At 55.1% G+C, this 25,671-nt stretch carries 25 protein-coding genes; 17 read left to right on the top strand and 8 right to left on the bottom strand.

What is annotated here, in order from left to right; all coding sequences use genetic code 11:
* Nucleotides 1-3: 3 nt before the first annotated feature.
* From kdpB to kdpF, 3 genes are read right to left on the bottom strand one after another with little or no spacing between them, the layout of a single operon-like run.
* On the bottom strand, nt 4-2,052 hold the full coding sequence (kdpB, locus tag OGX93_RS06065; protein ID WP_286449698.1) for a potassium-transporting ATPase subunit KdpB: 2,049 nt from the start codon (nt 2,050-2,052) through the stop codon (nt 4-6).
* A gap of 20 nt (nt 2,053-2,072) precedes the next feature.
* Nucleotides 2,073-3,752 (bottom strand): potassium-transporting ATPase subunit KdpA, encoded by a 1,680-nt coding sequence (kdpA, locus tag OGX93_RS06060; RefSeq protein WP_286449699.1) that lies wholly within the window; start codon nt 3,750-3,752, stop codon nt 2,073-2,075.
* Nucleotides 3,752-3,841: a K(+)-transporting ATPase subunit F gene (gene kdpF / locus OGX93_RS06055; protein WP_286449700.1), complete on the bottom strand. Its 90-nt coding sequence runs from the start codon at nt 3,839-3,841 to the stop codon at nt 3,752-3,754. Before kdpF ends, kdpA begins: the two co-directional genes overlap by 1 nt.
* A gap of 309 nt (nt 3,842-4,150) precedes the next feature.
* On the opposite strand from kdpF, the gene OGX93_RS06050 reads away from it, so the two are divergent.
* Nucleotides 4,151-4,357 (top strand): YbfA family protein, encoded by a 207-nt coding sequence (locus OGX93_RS06050; RefSeq protein WP_024130535.1) that lies wholly within the window; start codon nt 4,151-4,153, stop codon nt 4,355-4,357.
* 365 nt (nt 4,358-4,722) lie between these two features.
* On the opposite strand, the gene OGX93_RS06045 is transcribed toward OGX93_RS06050, so the two are convergent.
* Nucleotides 4,723-6,204, bottom strand: a complete 1,482-nt coding sequence (locus OGX93_RS06045; RefSeq protein ID WP_114847761.1) for an MFS transporter — start codon at nt 6,202-6,204, stop codon at nt 4,723-4,725.
* A gap of 266 nt (nt 6,205-6,470) precedes the next feature.
* On the opposite strand from OGX93_RS06045, the gene ybgI reads away from it, so the two are divergent.
* The 8 genes from ybgI (at nt 6,471) to nei (ending at nt 12,803) form a co-directional block, all read left to right on the top strand.
* A complete protein-coding gene (gene ybgI, locus OGX93_RS06040) occupies nt 6,471-7,214 on the top strand; it encodes a radiation resistance protein YbgI (RefSeq protein ID WP_024130534.1) in 744 nt (247 codons plus the stop codon).
* 25 nt (nt 7,215-7,239) lie between these two features.
* A complete protein-coding gene (pxpB, locus tag OGX93_RS06035) occupies nt 7,240-7,896 on the top strand; it encodes a 5-oxoprolinase subunit PxpB (protein ID WP_047458123.1) in 657 nt (218 codons plus the stop codon).
* The gene (gene pxpC, locus OGX93_RS06030; protein ID WP_012133297.1) at nt 7,890-8,822 is read left to right on the top strand and encodes a 5-oxoprolinase subunit PxpC; all 933 of its coding nucleotides are present in this window, start codon (nt 7,890-7,892) and stop codon (nt 8,820-8,822) included. The genes pxpB and pxpC overlap by 7 nt, the downstream gene beginning before the upstream one ends.
* Nucleotides 8,812-9,546, top strand: coding sequence for a 5-oxoprolinase subunit PxpA (gene pxpA, locus OGX93_RS06025; protein WP_200030883.1), 735 nt, complete (start codon nt 8,812-8,814; stop codon nt 9,544-9,546). The genes pxpC and pxpA overlap by 11 nt, the downstream gene beginning before the upstream one ends.
* A 79-nt stretch (nt 9,547-9,625) precedes the next feature.
* A complete protein-coding gene (locus tag OGX93_RS06020) occupies nt 9,626-10,351 on the top strand; it encodes a DUF969 domain-containing protein (protein WP_012133295.1) in 726 nt (241 codons plus the stop codon).
* The gene (locus OGX93_RS06015) at nt 10,348-11,343 is read left to right on the top strand and encodes a DUF979 domain-containing protein (protein ID WP_286449701.1); all 996 of its coding nucleotides are present in this window, start codon (nt 10,348-10,350) and stop codon (nt 11,341-11,343) included. Before OGX93_RS06020 ends, OGX93_RS06015 begins: the two co-directional genes overlap by 4 nt.
* 9 nt (nt 11,344-11,352) lie before the next feature.
* Nucleotides 11,353-11,997 carry a pyroglutamyl-peptidase I gene (gene pcp, locus OGX93_RS06010; protein ID WP_286449702.1) on the top strand — a complete coding sequence of 215 codons (645 nt, stop codon included), beginning with the start codon at nt 11,353-11,355 and terminating at the stop codon, nt 11,995-11,997.
* Between the two features lie 14 nt (nt 11,998-12,011).
* Nucleotides 12,012-12,803, top strand: coding sequence for an endonuclease VIII (gene nei / locus OGX93_RS06005; RefSeq protein WP_153258602.1), 792 nt, complete (start codon nt 12,012-12,014; stop codon nt 12,801-12,803).
* A 67-nt stretch (nt 12,804-12,870) separates the two neighbouring features.
* Here nei and OGX93_RS06000 read toward each other — a convergent pair whose 3' ends face one another.
* On the bottom strand, nt 12,871-13,719 hold the full coding sequence (locus OGX93_RS06000; RefSeq protein WP_286449703.1) for an AraC family transcriptional regulator: 849 nt from the start codon (nt 13,717-13,719) through the stop codon (nt 12,871-12,873).
* A gap of 193 nt (nt 13,720-13,912) precedes the next feature.
* Here OGX93_RS06000 and OGX93_RS05995 point away from each other — a divergent pair, with 193 nt between their 5' ends.
* The 4 genes from OGX93_RS05995 (at nt 13,913) to OGX93_RS05980 (ending at nt 19,068) form a co-directional block, all read left to right on the top strand.
* Nucleotides 13,913-15,694 (top strand): DUF2264 domain-containing protein, encoded by a 1,782-nt coding sequence (locus OGX93_RS05995; protein ID WP_286449704.1) that lies wholly within the window; start codon nt 13,913-13,915, stop codon nt 15,692-15,694.
* 23 nt (nt 15,695-15,717) lie between these two features.
* Nucleotides 15,718-16,983, top strand: a complete 1,266-nt coding sequence (locus tag OGX93_RS05990; RefSeq protein WP_012133289.1) for an oligosaccharide MFS transporter — start codon at nt 15,718-15,720, stop codon at nt 16,981-16,983.
* Between the two features lie 21 nt (nt 16,984-17,004).
* On the top strand, nt 17,005-18,195 hold the full coding sequence (locus tag OGX93_RS05985) for a glycoside hydrolase family 88 protein (protein WP_047458103.1): 1,191 nt from the start codon (nt 17,005-17,007) through the stop codon (nt 18,193-18,195).
* Between the two features lie 81 nt (nt 18,196-18,276).
* Entirely contained in the window at nt 18,277-19,068 is a 792-nt protein-coding gene (locus tag OGX93_RS05980; RefSeq protein ID WP_047458101.1) for an oligogalacturonate-specific porin KdgM family protein, read from the top strand.
* A 6-nt stretch (nt 19,069-19,074) separates the two neighbouring features.
* On the opposite strand, the gene OGX93_RS05975 is transcribed toward OGX93_RS05980, so the two are convergent.
* The 3 genes from OGX93_RS05975 to OGX93_RS22330 form a co-directional block, all read right to left on the bottom strand.
* Nucleotides 19,075-20,124, bottom strand: coding sequence for an AbrB family transcriptional regulator (locus OGX93_RS05975; protein WP_012133286.1), 1,050 nt, complete (start codon nt 20,122-20,124; stop codon nt 19,075-19,077).
* Between the two features lie 185 nt (nt 20,125-20,309).
* Nucleotides 20,310-21,593: a citrate synthase gene (locus OGX93_RS05970; protein WP_012133280.1), complete on the bottom strand. Its 1,284-nt coding sequence runs from the start codon at nt 21,591-21,593 to the stop codon at nt 20,310-20,312.
* A 205-nt stretch (nt 21,594-21,798) separates the two neighbouring features.
* Nucleotides 21,799-21,906 carry a hypothetical protein gene (locus OGX93_RS22330; protein WP_418222314.1) on the bottom strand — a complete coding sequence of 36 codons (108 nt, stop codon included), beginning with the start codon at nt 21,904-21,906 and terminating at the stop codon, nt 21,799-21,801.
* Nucleotides 21,907-22,289: 383 nt separating this feature from the next.
* Between OGX93_RS22330 and sdhC the strand changes: the two genes are divergently transcribed.
* Genes sdhC through sdhB form a run of 4 tightly spaced genes read left to right on the top strand, consistent with a single transcriptional unit; the run spans nt 22,290 to nt 25,533 of the window.
* Complete coding sequence (gene sdhC / locus OGX93_RS05965; protein ID WP_047458089.1) at nt 22,290-22,694, top strand: succinate dehydrogenase cytochrome b556 subunit; 405 nt, start codon at nt 22,290-22,292, stop codon at nt 22,692-22,694.
* Nucleotides 22,688-23,035 (top strand): succinate dehydrogenase membrane anchor subunit, encoded by a 348-nt coding sequence (sdhD, locus tag OGX93_RS05960; RefSeq protein ID WP_012133278.1) that lies wholly within the window; start codon nt 22,688-22,690, stop codon nt 23,033-23,035. The genes sdhC and sdhD overlap by 7 nt, the downstream gene beginning before the upstream one ends.
* On the top strand, nt 23,035-24,801 hold the full coding sequence (gene sdhA, locus OGX93_RS05955) for a succinate dehydrogenase flavoprotein subunit (protein WP_012133277.1): 1,767 nt from the start codon (nt 23,035-23,037) through the stop codon (nt 24,799-24,801). Before sdhD ends, sdhA begins: the two co-directional genes overlap by 1 nt.
* A 15-nt stretch (nt 24,802-24,816) precedes the next feature.
* A complete protein-coding gene (gene sdhB / locus OGX93_RS05950) occupies nt 24,817-25,533 on the top strand; it encodes a succinate dehydrogenase iron-sulfur subunit SdhB (protein ID WP_049011591.1) in 717 nt (238 codons plus the stop codon).
* Nucleotides 25,534-25,671 lie beyond the last annotated feature (138 nt).

Below are 25,671 nucleotides of genomic sequence, written 5' to 3'. Positions count from 1 at the left end.
ACCTCACACCAGACCCAGCAGAGTCAGCAGTAAATCAATCACTTTAATGCCGATAAACGGCACAACCAGACCACCCAGGCCGTAGATCCACAGATTACGGCGCAGCATGGCAGAGGCCGAAAGCGGCTTATAGCTCACCCCTTTCAATGCCAGCGGGATCAGAAAAACGATAATCAACGCATTGAAGATCACCGCGCTGAGGATTGCGGAATCCGGCGAATGCAGACGCATAATGTTCAGCGTATTCAACTGCGGGTACGTCGCGGCAAACGCCGCCGGAATGATGGCGAAATATTTCGCCACGTCATTGGCGATACTGAACGTGGTGAGCGAACCGCGCGTCATCAACATCTGTTTACCGATATGCACCACTTCGATCAGCTTGGTCGGGTTGGAATCCAGATCCACCATGTTACCGGCTTCTTTCGCTGCCTGAGTACCGGAGTTCATCGCCACCGCCACATCAGCCTGCGCCAGCGCCGGTGCATCGTTGGTTCCATCGCCGGTCATCGCCACCAGGCGACCTTCAGCCTGATACTGGCGGATCAACGCCAGCTTGGCTTCTGGTGTGGCTTCCGCCAGGAAATCATCCACACCGGCTTCTGCGGCAATCGCCGCGGCCGTCAGGCGGTTGTCGCCGGTGATCATCACCGTTTTGATGCCCATTTTGCGCAACTGGGCAAAACGTTCCTTAATCCCGCCTTTGACAATATCTTTCAGCGCGATAACGCCCAGCACGCGGGAACCTTCCACCACCACCAGCGGCGTGGCGCCAAGACGGGCGACGCTATCCACTTTTTGCTCCACGTCAGCAGGGAAGTGACCGCCGCTGGCTTCAACGTGGCGACGAATGGCATCCACGGAACCTTTACGGATCATTCGGTTATCAATGTTGATGCCGCTCATCCGGCTTTGCGCGGTAAAGGGAACAAAGGTGGCATGGCGCGACTGCACATCGCGCTCGCGCAGATTAAAACGCTGTTTGGCGAGAATGACGATGCTGCGGCCTTCCGGCGTCTCGTCGGCCAGCGAAGAGAGTTGCGCCGCGTCGGCCAGCGTCTTTTCATCCACGCCCTGAGCGGGCAGAAAGTCCGAGGCCTGACGGTTGCCGAGGGTGATGGTGCCGGTTTTATCCAGCAGCAGCACGTCCACGTCGCCTGCGGCTTCTACCGCCCGCCCACTGGTGGCGATGACGTTTGCTCCCAGCATTCGACTCATCCCGGCGACGCCGATCGCCGAAAGTAATCCGCCGATAGTGGTGGGGATCAGGCAAACCAGCAGGGCGACCAGCACCGTCACGCTGACGGCATGGCCGCCCCAGGCGGAAAAGGGCCAGAGCGTGGCGGTTGCCAGTAAAAAGACAATAGTCAGGGCAATCAGCAGAATGGTCAGCGCGATTTCGTTTGGCGTTTTACGGCGCTGCGCGCCTTCCACCATCGCGATCATCCGGTCAAGGAAGGTTTCGCCGGGATTCACGCTGCATTCGATGACCAGCCAGTCGGAGAGAATACGTGTTCCGCCGGTCACTGAGGCAAAGTCGCCGCCGGATTCACGAATCACCGGCGCGGACTCACCGGTAATGGCGCTTTCGTCCACCGATGCGCCGCCTTCAATGACCTCGCCGTCGCAGGGAATAATATCGCCCGCTTCAATCAGGACGATATCCCCTTTACGCAGCTCATCGGCAGGGAGGCGATCCGCCTGCGCGCCATACTTTGGTTCACGCAGTTTGCGGGCAAATGCCGTTTTCTTCACCCCTTTCAGACTGCTGGCCTGCGCTTTGCTGCGACCTTCCGCCAGCGCTTCGGCAACGTTTGCGAACAGGACGGTAACCCACAGCCAGAGGCTTATCGCGCCAGTAAACCGGGGATTACCTGGCATCTGCCCGGTTGCCATCGCCACCGTGATAAGGGTCGTCAGCAGACTGCCGATCCAGACAATAAACATGACCGGATTGCGCCACTGGGTATGTGGGCTTAATTTTTTCACGGCCTCGATCAGCGCCTGAGCGACCAGGGAGGGCTCGAACAGCGCCAGTTGTTTGCGACTCATCACCATGTACTCCGCTTCGCTCAATATAAAGAGAGGTGTTCAGCAACCGGCCCAAGCGCCAGCGCAGGAATAAAGGTCAGTGCGCCCACCAGCAACACCGTACCGATCAGCAGGCCGACAAACAGCGCGCCGTGCGTCGGCAGTGTGCCGGGGCTGGCCGGCTGGCGCTTTTTACCGACCAGCGATCCGGCAATTGTCATGACCGGGATAATCACCCCGAAGCGACCGACAAACATGCAGAAGGCCAGCAGGCAGTTCCAGAAGGGCGTGTTGGCGTTCAGACCGGCAAAGGCGCTGCCGTTGTTGTTGGCCGCCGAAGAGACGGCGTACAGCACTTCGCTAAAACCGTGTGGGCCGGGGTTGAGCATTCCGCTGCGGCCGGTTTCGGTCATCATCGCCAGCGCCGTACCGAGCAATACCAACGTCGGGGTAATCAGAATCGCCAGGGCGGTCATTTTCATTTCGCGCACGTCGATTTTTTTACCCAGATATTCTGGCGTGCGGCCAATCATCAGCCCGGCGATAAATACGGCTAACAATACGAACAACAGCATGCCGTACAAACCCGAACCGACGCCGCCAAAGACCACTTCGCCGATTTGCATCAGCCACATTGGCACCATGCCGCCCAGCGCGGTAAAGGAGTCATGCATAGCGATAACCGCCCCGCAGGAGGCCGCCGTGGTCACGACGGCGAACAGGCTGCTGACCAGCACGCCAAAGCGGCTCTCTTTGCCTTCCATATTGAGGCTGCTGTCGGCGCCAAACTTCAGCAGATGAGGATTGCCCTGGACTTCCGCCGACATCACCACGGCGACGCAGATCACGAAAATGATCGACATCGCCCACAGCAGCATCTGCCCCTGACGGCGATCGCCTGACGCATCGCCAAAGGCAAAGCAAAGCGCGGCGGGAATCAAAAAGATCGCCAGCATCTGTACCATGTTGGTTAATGCGCTCGGGTTTTCAAACGGATGCGATGAGTTGGCGTTGAAGAACCCGCCGCCGTTGGTGCCGAGCATCTTTATGGCTTCCTGTGAAGCTACCGGCCCCATCGGCAAAAGCTGTTTCACACCTTCAACGCTGGTGAACGATTGATAGGGCAGCAGGTTTTGCAGTGCGCCCTGCTGGATGAAAAGCAGGGCGATTAACAGGGCGAGCGGCAATAAGATCCACAGCGTAATGCGCACCAAATCCATCCAGGCGTTGCCCAGCGTATCCATGTTCTGGCGCGTAAAGGCGCGGATCAGAGCGAAGATCACTGCGATACCGGTAGCCGCCGACAGGAAGTTCTGTACGGTCAGTCCCGCCATCTGGCTGAAGTAGCTTAAGGTGGTTTCCCCGCCGTAGGACTGCCAGTTGGTATTGGTGACAAAACTGATGGCCGTATTGAGCGCCAGATGCCAGGAAAGGCCAGGCAACTGCTGCGGGTTCAGCGGCAGCAGGTTTTGCCCCAGCAGCATCAGAAACAGCACTGCCAGACCCAACAGATTCAGGGTAAGAATGGCCAGCAGATACTGTTTCCAGTCCATTTCCTGCGTCGGTATCCCCAACCCGCGCCATAGCAGACGCTCTGCGCTGGCGGTGCCTGGCAGGGGAATGTCGTTGATAAGTCGCGCCAGACCCACGCCTAAAGGGCGGGCGAGCACGAACAGGATCAGTAAAAAACTGGCTGTCAGTAAAAATCCCTGGGCCGCCATCAGAATGCCTCCGCATTAATCAGGACATACACCAGGTAACCCAAAAGTAAGAAAATCAGCACGATGCCGATGATTACGCCTGCACTCACGGTGCACCTCCAGTGGTTTTTCTTCTGATATGCGGAGGGTAATTTTTTGCCTGCAAAGATTTCGCAAAAATCGGCGCGTAGGGTGTAAAAAAAGTATAAAAATGGAAAAGACCATCATTTAACTAATGATTAGTATTAATTTAACTTTTATGTAACTTAATTACAGGGCGAATGTAAATAAAGCTTAAATAGACAAAAATAAGTGGTCGGATGAGTGGTAAAATTACACGCAAAGCGGTACTATTTTCAGCAGATAACCAATTTGACTTTACCGGTGATGATTACCGGCCAGATAAAGGGGAGAAAAGTATGGAACTCTATAAAGAATATCCAGCTCATGTTGTTTTGTTACGCCGCACTCTCGCCGTTGTGGCTGGGGTTCTGGCGCTGCCGGTCATGTTGTTCTGGAAAGACCGTGCTCGTTTTTACAGCTATCTGCATCGCGTCTGGTCGAAAACCAGCGATAAACCGGTGTGGATGGAGCAGGCAGAAAAAGTGACCTGCGATTTCTACTGATATACAGCATCGTCCGAGAAAACCGCCAACAGAAATGTGGCGGTTTTTTTTATACGTTATGCCGGATGGCGGCGATGCCTTATCCGGCCTACAGATAGTGCCACGCTGTAGGCCCGGTAAGCGTCGCGCCACCGGGCGTAAGGAATGTGGCGGTTTTTTTATACGTTATGCCGGATGGCGGCGATGCCTTATCCGGCCTACAGATAGTGCCACGCTGTAGGCCCGGTAAGCGTCGCGCCACCGGGCGTAAGAAATGTGGCGGTTTTTTTATACGTTATGCCGGATGGCGGTGATGCCTTATCCGGCCTACAGATAGTGCCACGCTGTAGGCCCGGTAAGCGTAGCGCCACCGGGCGTAATGTCATTCAGGACTCAACCGCCAGCGGGCGGTTTCTGAATTTGAGCGACTGATACAGCCAAATCAGCAGTACCAGTGCCACGCAGGCCAGCGCTCCCCAGGTTATCTGGTCGAACACATCGATATAGGCATTGATGGCGTAGTTGATCGCGCCGCTTGCATCAAACGCGCTCTGCGAGGTCTGATCGGCAATGACGCCAGCCAGATAGTTGGCGATCGCGCCGGAGAGCAACATATAGATGCCGGTCAGAACGCCCGTCACGCCAGGGATCTCAATACGTGTAATCTGCGACATTGCGACCGGGTCGATGAACAACTCGGCAAAACCCATTACCGCCAACCCTAAGATCATCAGTGGCATAGAAGAGTGACCGTAGGCGGCAGATAACCGGGCGCTTACGGTCAGAATGCAGAATCCGGCGCTCATTAAACCGAGACCCAGGGCGAATTTCCCCCAGATCCGCACGGTACGGTTGCCGCCCATACTCTCCTTAATCAGCCAGGCCAGCACCACGCCGCACAGCATGACCGCGAAGGCATTCACTGACTGGAACATTGCCGTCGGTACTTCGTAACCCAGAATCGTACGGTTCACAAATCGGTCGATGTACAAACTGATGGAGCTGCCGCCCTGTTGGGCGAACGCCCAGAACAACATGCTGAAGAAGGTGAGAACCACAATCAGCCCCAGCTCTTTACGCTGTTTTTGCGTCTGTGCCTGACGGTAGATTTTTGTCAGCACCGCAAGACCAATGACGGTGGCGACAATCAGCGCATAGACTGACCATTCTTTCCAGAACAGCACCGTGATCAGCAGCGGCGCGGCGACCAACAGCACCAGCAGCCAACACCAGTTGGGCAGAACAAACGTCCTGGCGTGCAGCGCGACTTTATTCACCCCAGTGGTGTGGGCGAAATGGCGATTACCGCACAGGAAGATAATTAACCCGGCGATCATGCCGATGGCGGCCAGCGCAAAACCCATCGCCCAGCTGTACTCTTCCTGAACATAACCACAGGCGATAGGGGCAACGATCGAGCCGATATTGCCGGCGGCATACAGCAGTGAGAATCCCCCGTCGCGGCGTGGATCTTCCGGTTTATACAGCTCACCCAACAGGCAACTGATGTTGGATTTGAACAGACCGTAACCGCAGACGATGATCGCCAGCGACAAATAAAGGAAGGTCGGCGCGATTTCACTCGCCCCCAGCACCAGATGACCAACGGCCATCAAAAATGCTCCCAGCATGACCGCCATGCGATTACCGAGCACTTTATCCGCCAGATACCCGCCGAGAATCGGGGTGACATAGACCAGCGAACAGTAAGCGCTGAACAGCGCATACGCATGGTTATCGTCGTATTTTAGCTGGTTGGTGAGATAGAGAATCAGCAGGGCGCGCATGCCGTAAAAGCTGAAGTATTCCCAAATTTGCAGTGCGACGACGTAATAAATGGCGCGCGGTTGAGAAGATGGTTTATTCATTGTGATTCCGGGATGGATGTCACACCGCAAAAGAAATCCGCGGCGTGAGTGTGTTTCCTTAAAGTTATAACTTCGATACAGATCTGATTATTTTTGCAATATGCTGTCTGATTGCATAAATATACATGAATCAGATCGAGTAAGGGTAAGCATTTTGCATCTTAAAACGGCGTGATTGTTTCTCAATGTGTCGAAGAAATGGCTATCGACGAAGTGACGGGAGAACGCTATTTTAACGTAGTGCACATATGAAGAAGGGAGCGATGATGAAAAACACCGAACTGGAACAACTGATCAATGAAAAGCTGAACAGCGCGGCCATCAGCGATTACGCGCCGAATGGCTTACAGGTTGAAGGCAAAGAGACGGTGCAAAAAATCGTGACCGGCGTGACGGCAAGCCAGGCCTTACTGGATGAAGCGGTACGCCAGCAGGCTGATGCGGTCATCGTTCATCATGGTTACTTCTGGAAAGGGGAATCTCCGGTCATTCGCGGTATGAAACGCAACCGGCTGAAAACGCTGCTGGCGAATGACATTAACCTCTATGGCTGGCATCTGCCGTTGGATGCGCACCCTGAACTGGGAAACAACGTGCAGCTGGCGGCGCTGCTCGGCATAACCGTGATGGGGGAAATCGAGCCGCTGGTGCCGTGGGGAGAGTTATCAATGCCGGTGCCGGGGCTGGAACTGGCCTCGTGGATTGAAGCGCGCCTGGGGCGTAAACCGTTATGGTGCGGCGATACCGGGCCGGAAAAAGTGCAGCGTGTGGCCTGGTGTACCGGTGGCGGGCAAAGTTTTATCGACAGCGCCGCGCGCTTTGGCGTGGATGCGTTTATTACCGGCGAGGTCTCTGAACAGACGATTCACTCCGCCCGCGAACAGGGGCTGCATTTCTATGCCGCCGGACACCACGCCACCGAGCGCGGCGGTATTCGCGCGTTAAGCGAATGGCTGACTGAAAATACGAGTCTGGATGTGACCTTTATTGATATTCCCAATCCGGCATAACGCATAAAACACGAGAGGGACGAAAGTGCAACGAGCGCGTTGTTATCTGTTAGGTGAAACGGCGGTGGTGCTGGAGCTTGAGCCGCCGGTCACGCTGGCATCCCAGAAACGCATCTGGCGACTGGCGCAGCGTCTGGTCGATATGCCGAATGTTGTTGAAGCGATTCCGGGTATGAACAATATCACGGTGATCCTGCGCGAGCCGCAGACGCTGGCGCTGGATGCGATTGAACGTTTGCAGCGCTGGTGGGAAGAGAGCGAGGCGCTGGAGCCTGATTCACGCTTTATCGAAATTCCCGTGACCTACGGCGGCGAGGGCGGCCCGGATCTGGCGGAGGTGGCGCGACACAGCGGATTAAGCGAAAAGCAGGTGGTTGAACTGCACGCTTCAGTAGAGTACGTCGTCTGGTTTTTAGGTTTTCAGCCGGGCTTCCCGTATCTCGGGGGCTTACCGGAACAATTACACACGCCAAGACGGGCAGAACCGCGCCTGATTGTTCCGGCGGGTTCCGTGGGGATTGGCGGCCCGCAAACCGGGATTTACCCTCTGCCGACGCCGGGCGGCTGGCAACTAATCGGCCATACGCCGCTGAAGCTGTTCGACCCACAGCGGGATGAGCCCATCCTGTTACGTCCGGGCGACACCATACGCTTTGTCCCGCAGAAGGAGGGGGTATGCTGAACATTATTCGCGCGGGTATGTACACCTCAGTGCAGGATGGGGGACGACACGGCTATCGTCAGTCCGGTATTAGCCATTGCGGCGCGCTGGACAAACCGGCGCTGCATATCGCGAACCTGCTGGTGGGGAATGACGCCAGTGCTCCGGCGCTGGAGATTACGCTCGGCCAACTGGTGGTGGAATTTGAATCCGACGGCTGGTTTGCATTGACCGGCGCCGGGTGCGAGGCCCGTCTGGACGACCAACCGGTCTGGACCGGCTGGCGGCTGCCGGTGAAAGCGGGGCAGCGTCTGGCGCTGAAGCGCCCGCTCCACGGAATGCGCAGCTATCTGGCCGTGGCGGGCGGCATTGACGTGCCTGAAGTGATGGGGTCGTGCAGCACCGACCTGAAAGTCGGCATTGGCGGGCTGGAAGGGCGCTTGTTAAAAGATGGCGATCGGCTGGCGACAGGAAGGTCAGAACGCCAGTTCAGCGGCCCGCAGGGCGTTAAACAGCTGCTGTGGGGGAACCGGATTCGCGCGTTGCCTGGCCCGGAATACCAGGAGTTTGAAGCGGCCTCGCAGGAGGCGTTCTGGCGCTCGCCGTGGCAGCTTAGCCCGCAAAGTAACCGTATGGGCTATCGTTTGCAGGGGCAACCGCTGAAACGTACCACCGAACGTGAGTTACTGTCGCACGGGCTGCTGCCGGGCGTTATTCAGGTGCCGCATAATGGTCAGCCGATCGTGCTGATGAACGATGCCCAGACCACCGGCGGCTACCCGCGTATCGCCTGCATCATTGAGGCGGATATGTATCATCTGGCGCAGATCCCTCTCGGGCAACCGATCCATTTTGTTCAGTGTACGCTGGAGGAGGCGCTTAAGGCGCGTCACGACCAGCAGCGTTATCTGGAACAGTTAACATGGCGACTTAATGATGAACATTGATCTTAACGCAGACTTAGGAGAAGGGTGCGCCAGCGATGCGGCGTTACTGCAACTGGTGTCATCCGCCAACATCGCCTGCGGGTTTCACGCGGGCGATGCGCAAACCATGCTGGCGAGCGTGCGCGAAGCGCTGAAAAACGGCGTAGCGATTGGCGCACATCCCAGTTTCCCGGATCGGGAAAACTTTGGCCGCACCGCCATGACGTTACCGCCGGAAACCGTCTACGGCCAGACGCTGTACCAGATCGGCGCGCTGGCGGCGATAGCCCGCGCGGAAGGCGGCGTTATGCGTCATGTCAAACCGCACGGTATGTTGTACAACCAGGCGGCGAAAGATCCACAGCTGGCGGATGCCATCGCCAGAGCGGTACATGCCTGCGATCCGTCGCTGATTCTGGTCGGGCTGGCGGGCAGCGAACTGATTCGCGCAGGCGAGCATTATGGCCTGACGACGCGTCAGGAGGTTTTTGCCGATCGGGGGTATCAGGCTGACGGCAGCCTGGTGCCGCGAACCCAGTCGGGCGCGCTGGTAGAAGACGAAGAGCACGCGTTGGCGCAAACGCTGGGCATGGTGGAATCCGGTAGAGTGAAAAGCATTACCGGTGAATGGGCGAACGTTGTGGCGCAAACGGTATGTATTCACGGCGACGGCGAGCACGCACTCGCTTTTGCCCGTCGTTTGCGCGCGGCGTTTGAAGAACGCAGTATCAGGATTATGGCATAACCAATAACCAGGCTGACACAGTGCCCGAAGAGGCGCTGTGCAAATAAAAACAACGCAACACGACTGACAGGAACGGATCATGGGAGACGCAATTTCTCTCTGGCCACTGATGGGTATCGCCGTCATTGTGGCTGGATTTCTTTTACGCTTTAACCCGGTATTAGTGGTCATTATTGCCGGGATCGTCACGGGACTGGCGGCGCAGATGCCGATCGCCACGATCCTCGAAAAACTGGGTGAAGGGTTCCTCAATACCCGTAACCTGCCCTTTATTCTGCTGATTCCGCTGGCGGTTATCGGTCTGCTGGAACGCCACGGGCTCAAAGAGCGCGCGCAGGCGTGGATCGCGAAAATCCGCAGCGCCACGGCAGGACGTCTGCTGATTGTCTATCTGTTTGTCCGCGAAGCGACGGCAGCGCTGGGGCTGACCAGTCTCGGCGGCCATCCGCAAATGGTGCGTCCGTTGCTGGCGCCGATGGCGGAAGGGGCGGCAGAGAAAATACACGGGGAGCTGCCAGGCACGGTTCGCTACCGGCTGCGGGCAATGTCAGCAGCCACCGATAACGTCGGGCTGTTTTTTGGCGAAGACATTTTCGTGGCTTTTGGCGCCATCATCTTTATGCACAACTTCATGCTGGAGTCCGGCGGGATTCAGACCGAGCCGCTGCATATTGCGCTGTGGGGGATTCCGACGGCGATCTGCGCTTTTCTGATTCACGGCGCGCGCCTGTGGCGTCTGGACAATTATCTGCAACGTGAAGTGGCGAAAGTCAGCGCGGCGATGAGCAAAGGAGAGGCGAAATGAATTTTCAACAAAGCTATCTCTATTGGTTGGCCGGTGTGGTGCTGTTGATTGTCGCCGTCATGTCGTGGCAGGACAAAGCCAACCCGCGTCGCCTGACGACGGGGTTATTCTGGGGCGTTTATGGCGTACTGTTCCTGCTCGGCGACTGGACTTATCAGCTGGTGGGCGACAAACGCATGGTTAACATCGCCGTCGGTGGGGCGGTGGTGGTGATGGCGCTGATTGCCGGTTTTGGCGGCGTGAAGCTCGGAAGCTATCACCAGCGAACTCGCGAACAGCGTGAGGAAAGCGCCAGTCGTCTGGGCAACCGCCTGTTTTATCCGGCGCTGGCGATCCCGGTGATCACGGTGATCGGCGTGCTTATGTTCAACCATGTTCCCGGATTGCAGGAGGCGCTATTCGGGCCGGGCAATCACGCCACGCTGGTGACGCTGTTTTCCATGACTGCGGGGTCATTGATTGGTCTGGGGATGGCGATAAAGATGACGCATGAGAAGGTGCACCAGCCGATTCAGGAAGCGCGTCGTCTGCTGGATTCCATCGGTTGGGCGTTCATTTTACCGCAGATCCTCGCCACGTTAGGGCTGTTATTTACCGCGGCAGGCGTCGGCAGTGGAATTTCGTATCTCACCCAGGAATATCTTGCCGTCGATAGCCGTTTTATCGCCGTGGCGGTCTACACCATCGGTATGGCGCTACTGACGATGGTGATGGGGAACGCCTTTGCCGCATTCCCGATTGTGACGGCGGGGATTGGGATTCCAATCCTGGTGCTGCAACATGGCGGGAACCCGGCGGTGATGGCGGCAATCGGCATGTTCTCCGGCTACTGCGGAACGCTGATGACGCCGATGGCGGCAAACTTTAATATCGTGCCTGCGGCGCTGCTGGAACTGCCGGATAAAAATGCGGTGATTAAAGCGCAGGTGCCGACCGGTATTGTGCTGCTGTTGGTTAACGTGTTCCTGATGTATTTCCTGATGTTTCTGTAAGGAGGAAGGATGAAGACGGTATTAATCACCGGGTTTGAACCTTTCGGCGGCGAGCAGGTTAACCCTTCCTGGGAAGTGGTCTCGCGTCTCGACAATGCTATTATCGCAGGGTGTCGCGTGGTGGCCCGCCAGCTCCCTTGCGTCTTTGGCGACTCTCTCACCGTGCTGAATGCGGCGATTGACGCGTTATCCCCGGTGCTGGTGCTGGCGATAGGGCAGGCCGGAGGGCGCACGGATATTACCGTGGAGCGCGTGGCGATTAATATTGACGATGCGCGTATCCCCGATAATCGCGGCAGGCAGCCGGTTGATGAGCCCATCGTGGCGGAAGGCCCGGCAGCCTGGTTTAGCACGCTGCCGATCAAAGCGATGGTCTCGGCGATGCGCGAAGCGGGGATTCCGGCATCGGTCTCTCAGACCGCAGGCACTTTTGTCTGCAACCACGTAATGTATGGACTGTTGCATAAATTGCGCGATATTCAGGACGTGAAGGGTGGATTTATCCATATTCCTTATCTGCCGGAACAGGCGGCGGCACATCCTGGTGCGCCCAGCATGGCGGCGGAAACGGTGCGTCAGGCGTTGGAAATCGCCATTGTCACAGCGCTTCATGTGGAAGCTGACATTGCAGTAACAGGCGGAGCAACTCACTAACAAAGGACAGAACTATGCCTGAAGGCCCGGAGATCCGTCGTGCGGCGGATAACCTGGAGGCGGCGATCAAAGGCAAACCGTTGACGGACGTCTGGTTTGCCTTTTCGCAGTTAAAACCGTATGAATCGCCGCTGATTGGGCAGACAGTCACCCATATCGAAACGCGGGGGAAAGCGTTGCTGACCCACTTTTCGCAGGGGCTGACGCTCTACAGCCATAACCAGTTGTATGGCGTATGGCGAGTAGTGGAGACGGGGAACATCCCGGCAACCAGCCGGGTATTACGCGTTAACCTGCAAACGGCGGATAAAACCATTCTGCTTTACAGCGCGTCCGACATTGAAATGTTGACGCCGGAACAGCTCGCCACCCACCCGTTTCTGCAACGCGTCGGGCCGGACGTGCTGGACCCGCGGCTGACGCCCGATGATGTAAAAGCGCGTCTGCTCTCTGCGCGTTTTCGTAATCGTCAGTTTTCCGGGCTGTTGCTGGATCAGGCGTTTCTCGCCGGGCTGGGCAACTATCTGCGTGTGGAAATTCTCTGGCAGGTAGGGCTGACGGGGCAGCATAAGGCGAAAGATCTCAGTGACCAACAGCTGGAGGCGTTATCTCATGCGCTGCTTGATATCCCGCGTCTTTCTTATACCACGCGCGGTCAGGCGGATGAGAACACGCATCACGGCGCGCTGTTTCGCTTTAAGGTGTTCCACCGGGACGGCGAAGCCTGCGAGCGCTGCGGCGGCATTATTGAGAAAACGACGCTCTCCTCGCGCCCGTTCTACTGGTGTCCACACTGCCAGACGTAATTCGTCAACGCGCCGGATGGCGGCTTCGCCTTATCCGGCCTACAGGCCAGACCATCCGGCGTGGGAACTAGGCGGGGGAATAGGTTTTGCGATATTGCAACGGCGTTTTACCCATATTCTTGCGAAAACAGGTAATAAACCAGGCGTACTCGGAGAAACCGACCTGTTCGGCAATCTCACGCACTGAGCTGTTGGTGTGCAGCAGCAATTCACATGCCTGACGGATACGGCGCATCATCAGATACTCCTGAATGGTGCCGCCCGTTTCCTCGTGAAAGCGGCGTGAGGCATGTCCGCGCGAGCAGCCCATCTCGCGGGCGATATCGTCCAGCGAGCAGCGCTGGTGAAAATGAGTTTCTATCCAACGGATAATGCTGACCGAAAAGGTATTGTATCCCGTCGCCTGCTCCTGATGCGGCAGCAGGCTGATAATCTGCATCACCAGAAATGCGCTGTCGCTGACGCTGAACGTTTTGCTTTTTACCAGCGTTTCAAAACGGCTCAGCAGCGTTTCAATCACCGGCTGTACGTCGCCGACATCAAATACCCGCGCCTTTTCTCCCCGACCGCAGAGCTGACGCAGCAACATTTGCTGACGCGGAAAATCCCGCAGGTACTGCTCAATAATTGAGCCATTAAAATGCAGCGTTGTACGGTGATAAACATTACGATCGTCCTGCTCGACAAACACCTTATGCAGCTTTCCCGGCGGAAAAATAAAAATACGCCCCGGTTTAACGGTGTACTGCTGGTGCTCCATTAGCGCGATGCCAACTCCCTGAGAAACTGACAGGAACTCCACACACTGATGCCAGTGGTAGTAGTTGGCAGGCATATTCTTCATGCGGTTAAAGTAAATCGACTTATCGTTGAGGTTGATATTCTCAAGATAACTGCTGTCTTCCATTCGCTGCATTTCTGCCCGCCTCTCCCGTAATGTGAATAAACTTAAACTTTTATCACTCTAATCGAATTTTTGTCGCTAAAAGCGGATGAATGTTGTTATTCATCACCGACGTTGTCCGAAAATACGACAATTATCACATTTGTCTGTCCGTCTGAATCCTTATTATGCGTCCAACATTTATCAAATGAAACGAGGTTTCATTATGCGAATAAGGCAAGAATACGTCGGACTGGCGCAACAATGGCTGGCGTCAGCCGTCCCCCATTTGAGGCGAGGAAACACGCGTCTGGACGCCGGAGAAACGTCCGCACACTATCCGGCGGATGTCGCCGGAATGGAAGGTTTCTCTCGTCTGTTGTGGCTGCTGGCGCCGTTACTGAGCGGTGACGAAGCCGATGATTTTCGCGAGACGTTTATCGACGGTATTCGTCACGGCTGCGATCCCGAACATCCTGATTACTGGGGCTCCCTGGCGGATAACGATCAGCGATGCGTTGAAATGGCGGCGTTTGGCCTGGCGCTGGCGTTACCGGGAACGGGGCTTTGGTCAGCGCTCTCCATCGACGAGCAAAACAATCTGGAGCGCTGGTTACGCCAGAGCGCCGACATTCAGATCCCCGATAACAACTGGCATTTCTTCCCGGTGCTGGTGCAGGTGGGGCTTAAGTGCGTCGGGCGGCATTACGACATGATGGTGATTGATAAGCATCTGAATGCCATTGAACCGTTCTGGCTTGGCAACGGCTGGTACGCCGATGGTGCCGGTAAGCCGCGCGACTACTACATCTCCAGCGGGTTTCACTTTTACAGCCTGCTGTACAGCCACTTTATGCAGGATGCTGATCCTGAACGTTGCCTGCGCTATCGTCAGCGCGCGCGTCAGTTCGCGAAAGATTATATCCATTACTTTACCGGTGACGGCAATGCGATCCCCTTTGGCCGTAGCCTGACTTATCGCTTCGTACAGGTCGCATTCTGGAGCGCGGTGGCATATACCGGGCTGGATGTGTTTAGCGTACCGGTTATCAAAGGGCTGATCCTGCGGCATATCGACTGGTGGCTGAGCCAACCGTTTATCGGCCCGGATGGTTTGTTCACGCTGGGGTACACATACCCGAATCTGGTGATGACCGAAGATTACAACAGCCCCGGTTCACCGTACTGGGCATGTAAAGCATTGCTGATTCTGGCGCTGCCGCAAGAGAGTGCGTTCTGGCAGGCGGAACCCGCGCCATTGCCCGCGCTGGAGACGGTTCACCCGATAGCGGAAGCCGGGCAGTTTATTGTTCATGCGGAGGATAACCATCACGTCTGGATGTTGATGTCCGGGCAGTACGATCGCAATAACTTCGTCAATTTCGACGCCAAATACTGCAAGTTCGCCTATTCCAGCCACTTTGGTTTCACCCTTGAACGCGGCGTGTATGGTCTGAACCATGCAGCCTGTGATTCAACGCTGATGTTCAGCGAGCAGGACGGCTACTGGCGCGGGCGGCGCGAGTGCGATGCGGTGGAGATGACGCCAGCGTGGCTTCGAAGCGTCTGGCGCCCCTGGCCGGATGTCAGCGTCACCACCTGGCTTATTCCGCATGAGCAGGGGCATCTCCGGCTGCATCGCGTTGTAACCCCACGCACGCTCGACTGCGTGGAAGGCGGATTCGCACTGAATCGCCATCATCTGACGACGACCCGAATGGCAAAAAACGGGCTGACTCTCAGTACCACTTCCGGCGGGTGTCAGATCGAGGATTTGCTGGCTGAACGCCAGCCGCTGGTCGTCACCACCCCGCCGAACAGCAACATTCTGTATGCCTCTCCTGGAGAGATCCCCTGTCTCGGCACGACGCTCACGCCGGGCACTCACTGGCTGGCCTGTAGCGTTAACGCCACGATGTCTCCGACGCTGCCGCCGCCGGTAATCATGGCATTCGATCGTGTCAATCAGGTGCTGACGCTGAACTCGAAAACGCTGGAAATAAAATAATTGACGCTGATGCGGAGAAAATAATGATGAACCCTGTTCAGTCGACACGTTCGGCTTACATCAAGCTGAGTCTGTTTGTATTTCTGTTTACCTTTACCTGGGCGGCCAGTTTTGGCCTGTATGCTATCTGGCTGGGGGATAAAGCCGGGCTGGATGGCGTGGAAATCGGCACGGTGTTTGCCGTTAACGGCGTTTTTGCGGTGATTATCAAACCCGTTTACGGCTACATCATGGACAAAATGGGCATGAAAAAACACCTGCTCTATTTTGTCTGTATTGTTTCGGCACTGATGGCGCCGTTTTACATCTGGTGCTATCTGCCGCTGCTGCAAACCCATTTTGTCAGCGGAATGATTGTCGGCGCGCTGTTTTTCAGCCTCGGCTGGTATGCGGGCGTGGCGGCAGAAGAGTCGTATGTTGACCGTTTCAGCCGTCTGTATGACATGGAGTTTGGCCGTATCCGCATGTGGGCGGCGCTGGGCTGGGCGACGGCGTCATCGTTTTCCGGCTATCTCTACAATATCTCCCCCAAAATCAACTTTGTTATCAGCACCGTTTCCGCGCTGTGCATGTTTGCGGTGCTGCTGACGCTGAAGGTCGATCACTTTGGTCAGGAAGAAAACAACGTTCTGTCGAAAGAGAAGATTGTCATTGGCGATGTGTTCCAGCTGCTGCGCAATAAAAAGTTCTGGACCTTCTCCCTGTATATCGCGGGCGTGGCATGGATGATGTTTATTGCCGAGCAGCAATTCTCTCGCTATTTCGTCACCTTCTTCAGTACCAAAGAGGAAGGAAACGCCATGTTTGGCTATATGAGCACCGCGCAGTCCGCCGCCGAGTTCTTCGGCATGATGCTGGTGCCCGCCATTATTAACCGCATCGGCGCCAAGCAGGGGATGCTCCTGACAGGGCTGGTGATCAGCCTGCGTTTGATTATCTCCGGGTTAACTAACGATCCGCTGATTATCTGCCTGGTGAAACCGCTGTATGGAATTGAAATTGCGCTGATTCTGGTCTCGGTTTTCAAATATATCGCCGAACACTTCGACAAGCGCGTCAACGCCACGATGTATCTGCTGGGTTATCAGGCCATGATTTACGTCGGCTCTATCGTGGTGGCGCCGCCTGCCGGGTATGCCTATCAGAAGATCGGTTTTGAGCACACCTATCTGATTATGGGCATCATCGCGCTGATATTTACCGGGATCTCCGCCATCACGCTATCTCCCTGCTATCAGCATAAAAAAAACACCGCCATCCCTGCCCACGGGCAAGAAGCCATTCATTAAAGTAAAGAAAACGAGAGAATTATGTCTGCAACTATCCGTAAAGAAACGATTGTCCCTGTTGCGCTACAGCGCGGCGAGCGTGCTGCTATCGCGCAGAAAATTCGTCATGCGTTGCCGGTGATTTTAAAGGCTGTTGATCGTAACAGCGCTTATTTCGGCCAGCGTTTTCCCGACGCGGCATGTAAAAACGGTATCTATCCGATTATCGATAATCAGGAGTGGACGACCAGTTTCTGGACCGGGCAACTGTGGCTGGCATGGGAGTGGACAGGGAATGCCGCATATCGCGCGTTAGCCGGGCAGCATGTCCGCTCCTTTGGCGAACGTATCGCAAAGCGCGACCACACTAACCACCACGACCTCGGGTTTCTGTACAGCCTTTCCTGCGTGGCTGCCAGCAAATTGACCGATAACCGGGAGGCAATATATATCGCCCAACAGGCGGCAGAAGTGTTGATGGAGCGCTATCACGACAAGTGCGGCATTATTCAGGCGTGGGGCGAGTTGGATAACCCGGAACAGCAGGGGAGGATGATCATTGACTGCAATATGAATTTGCCGTTGTTGTATCAGGCCAGCGCGACAACGGGCGACCCGCGCTATGCCCAGGCGGCGAAAAGCCATATTGAGCAGGCGCGACGCTATATTGTGCGCGAGGACGGCTCGACGTTTCACACGTACTATATGGATGTTCACACCGGTGAGCCACGCTTTGGCAATACCCATCAGGGGTTCTCCGACGATTCCTGCTGGTCGCGTGGGCAGGCATGGGGCGTGTATGGTTTTCTGCTGAACTACCTCTATACCGGGGATGAGAAACTGCTGGAATTGAGCCAGACGCTGGCAAACTATTTTATTAACCGTTTGCCGGAAGACCTGGTCTGTTACTGGGATCTGGCGCTGACCGATCCCAACAGCGAAAGAGACAGTTCTGCCAGCGCGATTCTCGCCTGCGCCTTGCTGGAGCTGGTAAAACAGCTTCCGGCGACTCATCCCGATCGCGAAAGTTATGAGGCGCTGGCATTGCGAATGATTGAGCGGATGCTCGACGGCTATCTCAATCTGGAGCACAAAGAAGGCGAAGGATTATTAAAACATTCTGTTTATTATTTTAAAGGTAACGTCGGCGTGAATGAATGCTGTGCCTGGGGTGATTATTTCCTGATGGAGGCCATTACCCGCGCAACGTCATGCTGGAATAGTTACTGGTAATATCCCACTCCTCCTGTTGAATAATAATGCTATTTAGTTAGCAGGGGGAGATTTTATCTCTGTTTCTGCAAGGAAAATATAATGCAAAGTAAGAATATGAATACAGCCCTATTAGCGGCTGCACTGGTCATGCCTTCCGCCAGCGTTTTTGCGGACAATAGCAGTCATTCAACGACGGCGCCACAGGCAAAAGAAAAACCGTTTACGACGGTTTATTTTGCGCCACGCACACAATATCGCACGGCCAGCGAGCGTTTTTTACAACGACTGATGCTGACAGGCGTGGTGCAGGACCCGAACAGTATTTTCGCCCGAATGTACTGGAGTTTTGAGACGGACTCCGATCTCGGTAAGAATATGGAGCAGTGGAAAAGCAGTTACGAAGAAGCGGAGTTTAACAAGCCGTTCCCGCTGGGCGAGAGCGACTTCTGGCTTGAACCTGGGGTTGTCTTTCATTGGGAGTCCGCCGGTTCGCGTATCGATCCTTACCTCGGCATTGGTTATCACTTTGACCCAACGCTGGGTGCCGTTTTACGCTATCGCTATAATCATCAAAATCACGACAGCCAGACGCTACAGGGTGACTGGGATGACTCTTCGGAACATCGCGTTGATATTTATCTGACCAAATATTTTACGCCAGATTTTTGGGTGCAATATAATCCGACATATTACAGTAAAACGCATGGTGATAAATTTGAATATGCGAATGGTAAAAACCATACGCTGCAACATAATTTTGTTTTTAACTTCCATGCAACGCCGCGTTTTTATCCCTTCTTTGAATTAGGTTATCTGGATGAATATAAAGATGGCGATGACACCAAAAATGAATACCAGATCAGGGTTGGGTTTAAATATAATTTAAATTAAACATTTTTATGCCTGCGGCTGTTTCGGCGCATAGGTTGAAATAAAACGGGCAACCGCAGGCCCGGTCAACAAAATGCTGAACAGCCGCAGGGTTTGCATCGCCATAATCAGCGCCATGTCGGCGTTGCTACCGGCGGCGATCACCGCCACGGTATCCAGCCCGCCGGGGCTGGTGGCAAGCCAGGCGGTGATAAAATCAATCTGCATGTAGTGGGCGAGTCCCCAGGCCATCGCCGCGCAAATCGCCATCAGGGCAAAGATGGAGGCCAGAATCTGCGGCAGCGGACGCAGCGCCATAAAAAAGACCTGCCTGTCGAACCCTAATCCGATGCGCCAGCCAATGGCCATATACGCAATCGCCAGCAGCCATTCCGGCAGTTCAATCACGATCATGCCGCCTGCATGAAGCCATGCGCCGACGATCATCGGCGCCAGCATAGTACCGGAAGGAATGCGCAATATGCGCCCGGCGAAGCCTGCAACCGCAGCCAGCAGCAGCGTGCTCCACAGATTGCCGCTCAGCGGCGGGAACCACTCAATCTGCTGGCTGACCGCTTCTGCGCTGTCGCCGAGGATCAGCCGCGTGACCAGCACGGCGGCGCCTGCGACAAACAGTACCCGCAGGTACTGCATAAACGCCACCAGGCGGATATCCGCGCCGTAGTCCTGCGCCATCGCCACCATTGCCGCCGCGCCGCCGGGGGAGGAACCCCATGCGCCGGTATTGCCTGGCAGTGAGCTGTAGCGCACCAGCAGCCAGCCGACCACCGCGCTGGAGAGCAGCGTCACCAGCAGAATGGCTAACACCACCGGCCAGTTCACCGCCAGCGTGGTGAGAATCGAACCAGTAAGGTTTTGCGCAATCATGCAGCCGAGAATGGCCTGCGCTGCGAGAAAAGTGGAGCGGGGGAGTTGCAGCGTAATGCCTTTCAGACTGAATGCGATACCGGCAATCATCGGGCCGAGCAGCAGCGCCGCCGGAAGGTGGATGCAGAGAAAAGCCAGCGAAAGAAGGAGTGATAGCAGGAACAACAAACCCCACTGCAAAACCGGCATCCTGTGCTCCCTGTGTTAACTCTCGTGAAATCTCAATAAATCATAGGGAAAGCGTGATGAGAATAACATAACGGGGGTCAAGAAAAGGTGGGGTTTGCTGTTATTTGCCTGATGGCGGCATAAATGTCTTATCCGGCCTACAAAAGTGAATCATCGTAGGCCGGATAAGATCCGGCGTTTACAGATTAACGCTTAATATCAGACTTGAAATCGCGCTTTTCGTAGCCGGTGTACAGCTGACGTGGACGGGCGATTTTCATGCCTTCGCTGTGCATTTCGTTCCAGTGTGCAATCCAGCCCACGGTACGCGCCATCGCGAAGATCACGGTGAACATGGAGGACGGAATGCCCATCGCTTTCAGAATGATGCCGGAGTAGAAGTCTACGTTCGGGTAGAGTTTCTTCTCGATAAAGTACGGGTCGTTCAGCGCGATGTGTTCCAGCTCCATCGCGACTTCCAGCAGGTCATCTTTGGTGCCCAGCTCTTTCAGAACTTCGTGGCAGGTTTCACGCATGACGGTAGCGCGCGGGTCATAGTTTTTGTAAACACGGTGACCGAAGCCCATCAGGCGGAAAGAATCATTCTTGTCTTTTGCCCGGCGAATAAATTCCGGGATGTGTTTAACAGAGCTGATTTCTACCAGCATTTTCAGCGCCGCTTCGTTCGCGCCGCCATGCGCCGGTCCCCACAGGGAGGCAATGCCCGCCGCGATGCAGGCGAACGGGTTCGCGCCGGAGGAGCCTGCGGTACGGACGGTTGACGTCGATGCGTTCTGTTCGTGATCGGCGTGAAGAATCAGAATGCGATCCATTGCGCGTTCCAGCACTGGGTTAACTTCATAGTTTTCGCACGGTGTGGAGAACATCATGTTCAGGAAGTTGCCGGAATAGGAGAGGTCGTTGCGCGGGTAGACGAACGGTTGACCGATAGAATACTTGTAACACATTGCCGCCATTGTCGGCATTTTGGACAGCAGGCGGAACGCGGCGATTTCACGATGACGCGGATTATTCACATCCATCGAGTCGTGGTAGAACGCAGCCAGCGCGCCGGTGACGCCGCACATAACGGCCATCGGATGCGAGTCGCGGCGAAAACCGTGGAACAGACGGGTAATCTGCTCATGGATCATAGTATGGCGTGTGACGGTGGTTTTGAACTCGTCGTACTCTGCCTGGGTCGGTTTCTCGCCGTACAGCAGGATGTAACATACTTCCAGATAGTTAGACTCGGTAGCCAGTTGGTCAATCGGGAAGCCGCGATGTAACAGAATGCCTTCGTCGCCGTCGATGAAGGTGATTTTGGATTCGCAGGATGCGGTAGAGGTGAAACCTGGATCAAAAGTGAACATCCCCTTTGAGCCGAGACTACGAATATCAATAACGTCTTGACCGAGTGTGCCCTTTAGCACATCCAGTTCAATAGCAGAGTCACCATTTAGGGTGAGTTTTGCTTTTGTATCAGCCATTTACGGTCTCCTTAGCGCCTTATTGCTTAAGACTACTCAGTGAGATTTGCTTCGTTACATAAATCAACCGTTACCAGTTTGTTATTTGGCTCGCCGCTCTGCGAAAGAGGAGAAAACCAGGGTACAGAGCAATGGGCGCTTGCAGGTAAAAACAGTTAACTTATGGCGAATTAGCAACAAATCAACAACTTAGCAATCCGAATTATTAAACCTGACTATCACTAATAACTGTCCTGAATAAATTGGTCAATACCGCCACACTGTTACATAACTTATTAGCAGGTGAAAGAGTGACCCCATAACTTTTGCGCATTATATGCCTTTTCTGGTGTTGTTTGTAACAACTTTGTTTAATGTTTGTCAAATCAGATGATTAAAAATTAAATAAATGTTGTTATCGTGACCTATGTCACTGTTCGGGATAAAACCCGACAAACTATATGTAGGTTAATTGTAATGATTTTGTGAACGTCCTATACTGCCGCCAGGTCTCCGGAATACCCTGCAATCCCGAGCCACCCAGCGTTGTAACGTGTCGTTTTAGCAACTGGAAGCAGTGTTTTACATGACGCGCAGTTATAGAAAGGACGCTGTCTGACCCGCAAGCAGACCGGAGGAAGGAAATCCCGTCGTCTTTCTGGCTACAGGTAGATTCACCCTCTGTACCCGAAGTCCAAAGGGAATAATAAGAACAGCATGTGGGCGTTATTCATGATAAGAAATGTGAAAAAACAAAGACCTGTCAATCTGGATCTGACAACGATCCGGTTCCCAATCACGGCGATAGCGTCCATTCTCCATCGCGTTTCTGGAGTGATCACCTTCGTGGCGGTCGGGATTCTGTTGTGGTTATTGGGCACCAGCCTCTCTTCCCCTGAAGGATTCCAGCAGGCATCCGCCATCATGGGGAGCTTCTTTGTTAAATTTATTATGTGGGGCATCCTCACCGCGCTGGCGTATCACGTCGTGGTCGGTATTCGTCACATGATGATGGATTTTGGCTATCTGGAAGAAACATTCGAAGCGGGTAAACGCTCAGCCAAAATCTCTTTTGTTATCACTGTCGTGCTTTCACTTCTCGCAGGAGTCCTCGTATGGTAAGCAACGCCTCCGCATTAGGACGCAATGGCGTACATGACTTCATCCTGGTCCGTGCTACCGCTATCGTTCTGACCCTCTACATCGTTTATATGGTGGGCTTTTTCGCAATAAGCGGCGAGCTGACCTTTGATGTCTGGAGCGGTTTCTTCTCATCGGCATTCACCAAAGTCTTCACCCTGCTGGCACTTTTCTCCATCTTGATTCATGCCTGGATTGGCATGTGGCAGGTGTTGACCGACTACGTTAAACCTCTGGCTCTGCGCCTTGTGCTACAGCTGGCAATCGTTGTTGCGCTGGTGGTTTACGTCATTTATGGATTTGTTGTGGTGTGGGGTGTGTAATGAAACTGCCAGTCAGAGAATTTGATGCTGTTGTTATTGGCGCAGGCGGCGCAGGTATGCGCGCGGCGCTGCAAATTTCCCAGAGCGGCCAGACCTGTGCGCTGCTCTCCAAAGTCTTCCCAACCCGTTCCCATACCGTATCCGCACAAGGTGGCATCACCGTGGCGCTCGGTAATACCCATGAAGATAACTGGGAATGGCACATGTACGATACCGTAAAAGGATCGGACTACATCGGCGACCAGGACGCGATTGAATATATGTGCAAAACCGGCCCGGAAGCGATTCTGGAACTGGAACACATGGGGCTGCCTTTCTCCCGTCTTGACGATGGCCGTATCTATCAGCGTCCGTTCGGCGGCCAGTCGAAAAACTTCGGCGGCGAACAGGCGGCGCGTACCGCAGCGGCGGCTGACCGTACCGGTCACGCGCTGTTGCACACGCTGTACCAGCAGAACCTGAAAAACCACACCACCATTTTTTCTGAATGGTATGCGCTGGATCTGGTGAAAAACCAGGATGGCGCGGTAGTGGGGTGTACCGCGCTGTGTATCGAAACCGGCGAAGTGGTCTACTTCAAAGCGCGCGCAACCGTGCTGGCGACCGGCGGCGCAGGCCGTATTTACCAGTCCACCACTAACGCTCATATCAACACCGGCGACGGCGTGGGTATGGCGCTGCGTGCCGGTGTTCCGGTGCAGGATATGGAAATGTGGCAGTTCCACCCGACCGGCATTGCGGGCGCGGGCGTGCTGGTGACGGAAGGCTGCCGTGGTGAAGGCGGTTATCTGCTGAATAAACATGGCGAGCGCTTTATGGAGCGCTATGCCCCGAACGCGAAGGACCTGGCCGGTCGTGACGTGGTCGCGCGTTCTATTATGATCGAAATCCGTGAAGGTCGCGGCTGCGACGGCCCGTGGGGGCCGCACGCGAAACTGAAGCTCGACCATTTGGGTAAAGAAGTGCTCGAATCCCGTCTGCCGGGTATCCTCGAATTGTCCCGTACCTTTGCGCACGTTGACCCGGTTAAAGAGCCGATCCCGGTTATCCCAACCTGTCACTACATGATGGGCGGTATCCCGACCAAAGTGACCGGTCAGGCGCTGACTGTGAACGAGCAGGGCGAAGACGTGGTGATTCCTGGCCTGTTCGCGGTGGGTGAGATCGCCTGCGTATCCGTACACGGCGCTAACCGTCTGGGTGGCAACTCGCTGCTTGACCTGGTGGTCTTCGGACGTGCGGCCGGTCTGCATTTGCAGGAGTCCATCGCCGAGCAGGGCGCGCTGCGTGACGCCAGCGAGTCTGACATTGAGGCCTCTCTGGAACGTCTCAACCGCTGGAACAACAACCGTGACGGCGAAGATCCGGTGGTTATCCGTAAAGCGTTGCAGGAATGTATGCAGCACAACTTCTCGGTATTCCGTGAAGGCGACGCGATGGCGAAAGGGCTTGAGCAACTGAAGGTGATCCGCGAGCGTCTGAAAAACGCCCGTCTGGATGACACCTCCAGCGAGTTCAACACCCAGCGCGTCGAGTGTCTGGAGCTGGACAACCTGATGGAAACGGCTTACGCAACTGCGGTATCCGCCAACTTCCGTACCGAAAGCCGTGGCGCGCATAGCCGCTTCGACTTCCCGGATCGCGATGATGAAAACTGGCTGTGCCATTCCCTGTATCTGCCAGAGACGGAATCCATGACGCGTCGTAGCGTCAATATGGAACCGAAACTGCGCCCGGCATTCCCGCCGAAGATTCGTACTTACTAATGCGGAGACAGGAAAATGAAACTCGAGTTTTCGATTTATCGCTATAACCCGGATGTTGATGACGCTCCGCGCATGCAGGATTACACCCTGGAAGGCGAAGAAGGGCGTGACATGATGCTGCTGGATGCGCTGATGCAGCTGAAAGAGAAAGATCCCAGCCTCTCTTTCCGTCGCTCATGCCGTGAAGGCGTGTGCGGTTCAGATGGCCTGAACATGAACGGCAAAAACGGCCTGGCGTGTATTACGCCGGTTTCGGCGCTACACCAGCCGGGTAAGAAGATTGTTATCCGTCCGCTGCCTGGTTTACCGGTTATCCGCGATTTGGTGGTAGACATGGGGCAATTCTACGCACAATATGAGAAGATTAAGCCTTACTTATTGAATAATGGGCAAAATCCACCCGCTCGTGAGCATTTACAGATGCCCGAGCAGCGTGAAAAACTCGATGGGCTGTATGAGTGTATTCTTTGTGCGTGCTGTTCAACGTCGTGCCCGTCGTTCTGGTGGAACCCGGATAAGTTTATCGGCCCGGCAGGCCTGTTAGCGGCGTATCGTTTCCTGATCGATAGCCGTGATACCGAGACCGACAGCCGCCTGGAAGGCCTTAGCGATGCATTCAGCGTATTCCGCTGTCATAGCATCATGAACTGCGTCAGTGTATGTCCTAAGGGGCTGAACCCGACGCGCGCCATCGGCCATATTAAGTCGATGTTGTTGCAACGCAGTGCGTAAATAATAACGCCGGTAAGCGCAGTAAATGACAGTCCCGTAGGCCGGATAAGGCGTTGGCGTCGCCATCCGGCATATATTGCCCGATGGCGCTACGCTTATCAGGTCTACGGGGCCACCACCGGTTTGAAATGCAGGAAA

The organism is Citrobacter sp. CK195, assembly GCF_030333365.1.
GTDB lineage: Bacteria > Pseudomonadota > Gammaproteobacteria > Enterobacterales > Enterobacteriaceae > Citrobacter_B > Citrobacter_B koseri.
The sequence above is the reverse complement of the archived record's forward strand: the minus strand, read 5'-3'. Positions and strand labels throughout refer to the sequence as shown.

Bases quoted from the DNA above. Each gene is read 5' to 3' on its own strand.
- kdpB (WP_286449698.1), bottom strand. From the start codon at position 2,052: ATGAGTCGCAAACAACTGGCGCTGTTCGAGCCCTCCCTGGTCGCTCAG.
- kdpA (WP_286449699.1), bottom strand. From the start codon at position 3,752: ATGGCGGCCCAGGGATTTTTACTGACAGCCAGTTTTTTACTGATCCTG.
- OGX93_RS06050 (WP_024130535.1), top strand. From the start codon at position 4,151: ATGGAACTCTATAAAGAATATCCAGCTCATGTTGTTTTGTTACGCCGC.
- OGX93_RS06045 (WP_114847761.1), bottom strand. From the start codon at position 6,204: ATGAATAAACCATCTTCTCAACCGCGCGCCATTTATTACGTCGTCGCA.
- ybgI (WP_024130534.1), top strand. From the start codon at position 6,471: ATGAAAAACACCGAACTGGAACAACTGATCAATGAAAAGCTGAACAGC.
- pxpC (WP_012133297.1), top strand. From the start codon at position 7,890: ATGCTGAACATTATTCGCGCGGGTATGTACACCTCAGTGCAGGATGGG.
- pxpA (WP_200030883.1), top strand. From the start codon at position 8,812: ATGAACATTGATCTTAACGCAGACTTAGGAGAAGGGTGCGCCAGCGAT.
- OGX93_RS06020 (WP_012133295.1), top strand. From the start codon at position 9,626: ATGGGAGACGCAATTTCTCTCTGGCCACTGATGGGTATCGCCGTCATT.
- OGX93_RS06015 (WP_286449701.1), top strand. From the start codon at position 10,348: ATGAATTTTCAACAAAGCTATCTCTATTGGTTGGCCGGTGTGGTGCTG.
- pcp (WP_286449702.1), top strand. From the start codon at position 11,353: ATGAAGACGGTATTAATCACCGGGTTTGAACCTTTCGGCGGCGAGCAG.
- nei (WP_153258602.1), top strand. From the start codon at position 12,012: ATGCCTGAAGGCCCGGAGATCCGTCGTGCGGCGGATAACCTGGAGGCG.
- OGX93_RS06000 (WP_286449703.1), bottom strand. From the start codon at position 13,719: ATGCAGCGAATGGAAGACAGCAGTTATCTTGAGAATATCAACCTCAAC.
- OGX93_RS05995 (WP_286449704.1), top strand. From the start codon at position 13,913: ATGCGAATAAGGCAAGAATACGTCGGACTGGCGCAACAATGGCTGGCG.
- OGX93_RS05990 (WP_012133289.1), top strand. From the start codon at position 15,718: ATGATGAACCCTGTTCAGTCGACACGTTCGGCTTACATCAAGCTGAGT.
- OGX93_RS05985 (WP_047458103.1), top strand. From the start codon at position 17,005: ATGTCTGCAACTATCCGTAAAGAAACGATTGTCCCTGTTGCGCTACAG.
- OGX93_RS05980 (WP_047458101.1), top strand. From the start codon at position 18,277: ATGCAAAGTAAGAATATGAATACAGCCCTATTAGCGGCTGCACTGGTC.
- OGX93_RS05975 (WP_012133286.1), bottom strand. From the start codon at position 20,124: ATGCCGGTTTTGCAGTGGGGTTTGTTGTTCCTGCTATCACTCCTTCTT.
- OGX93_RS05970 (WP_012133280.1), bottom strand. From the start codon at position 21,593: ATGGCTGATACAAAAGCAAAACTCACCCTAAATGGTGACTCTGCTATT.
- OGX93_RS22330 (WP_418222314.1), bottom strand. From the start codon at position 21,906: ATGCGCAAAAGTTATGGGGTCACTCTTTCACCTGCTAATAAGTTATGT.
- sdhC (WP_047458089.1), top strand. From the start codon at position 22,290: ATGTGGGCGTTATTCATGATAAGAAATGTGAAAAAACAAAGACCTGTC.
- sdhD (WP_012133278.1), top strand. From the start codon at position 22,688: ATGGTAAGCAACGCCTCCGCATTAGGACGCAATGGCGTACATGACTTC.
- sdhA (WP_012133277.1), top strand. From the start codon at position 23,035: ATGAAACTGCCAGTCAGAGAATTTGATGCTGTTGTTATTGGCGCAGGC.
- sdhB (WP_049011591.1), top strand. From the start codon at position 24,817: ATGAAACTCGAGTTTTCGATTTATCGCTATAACCCGGATGTTGATGAC.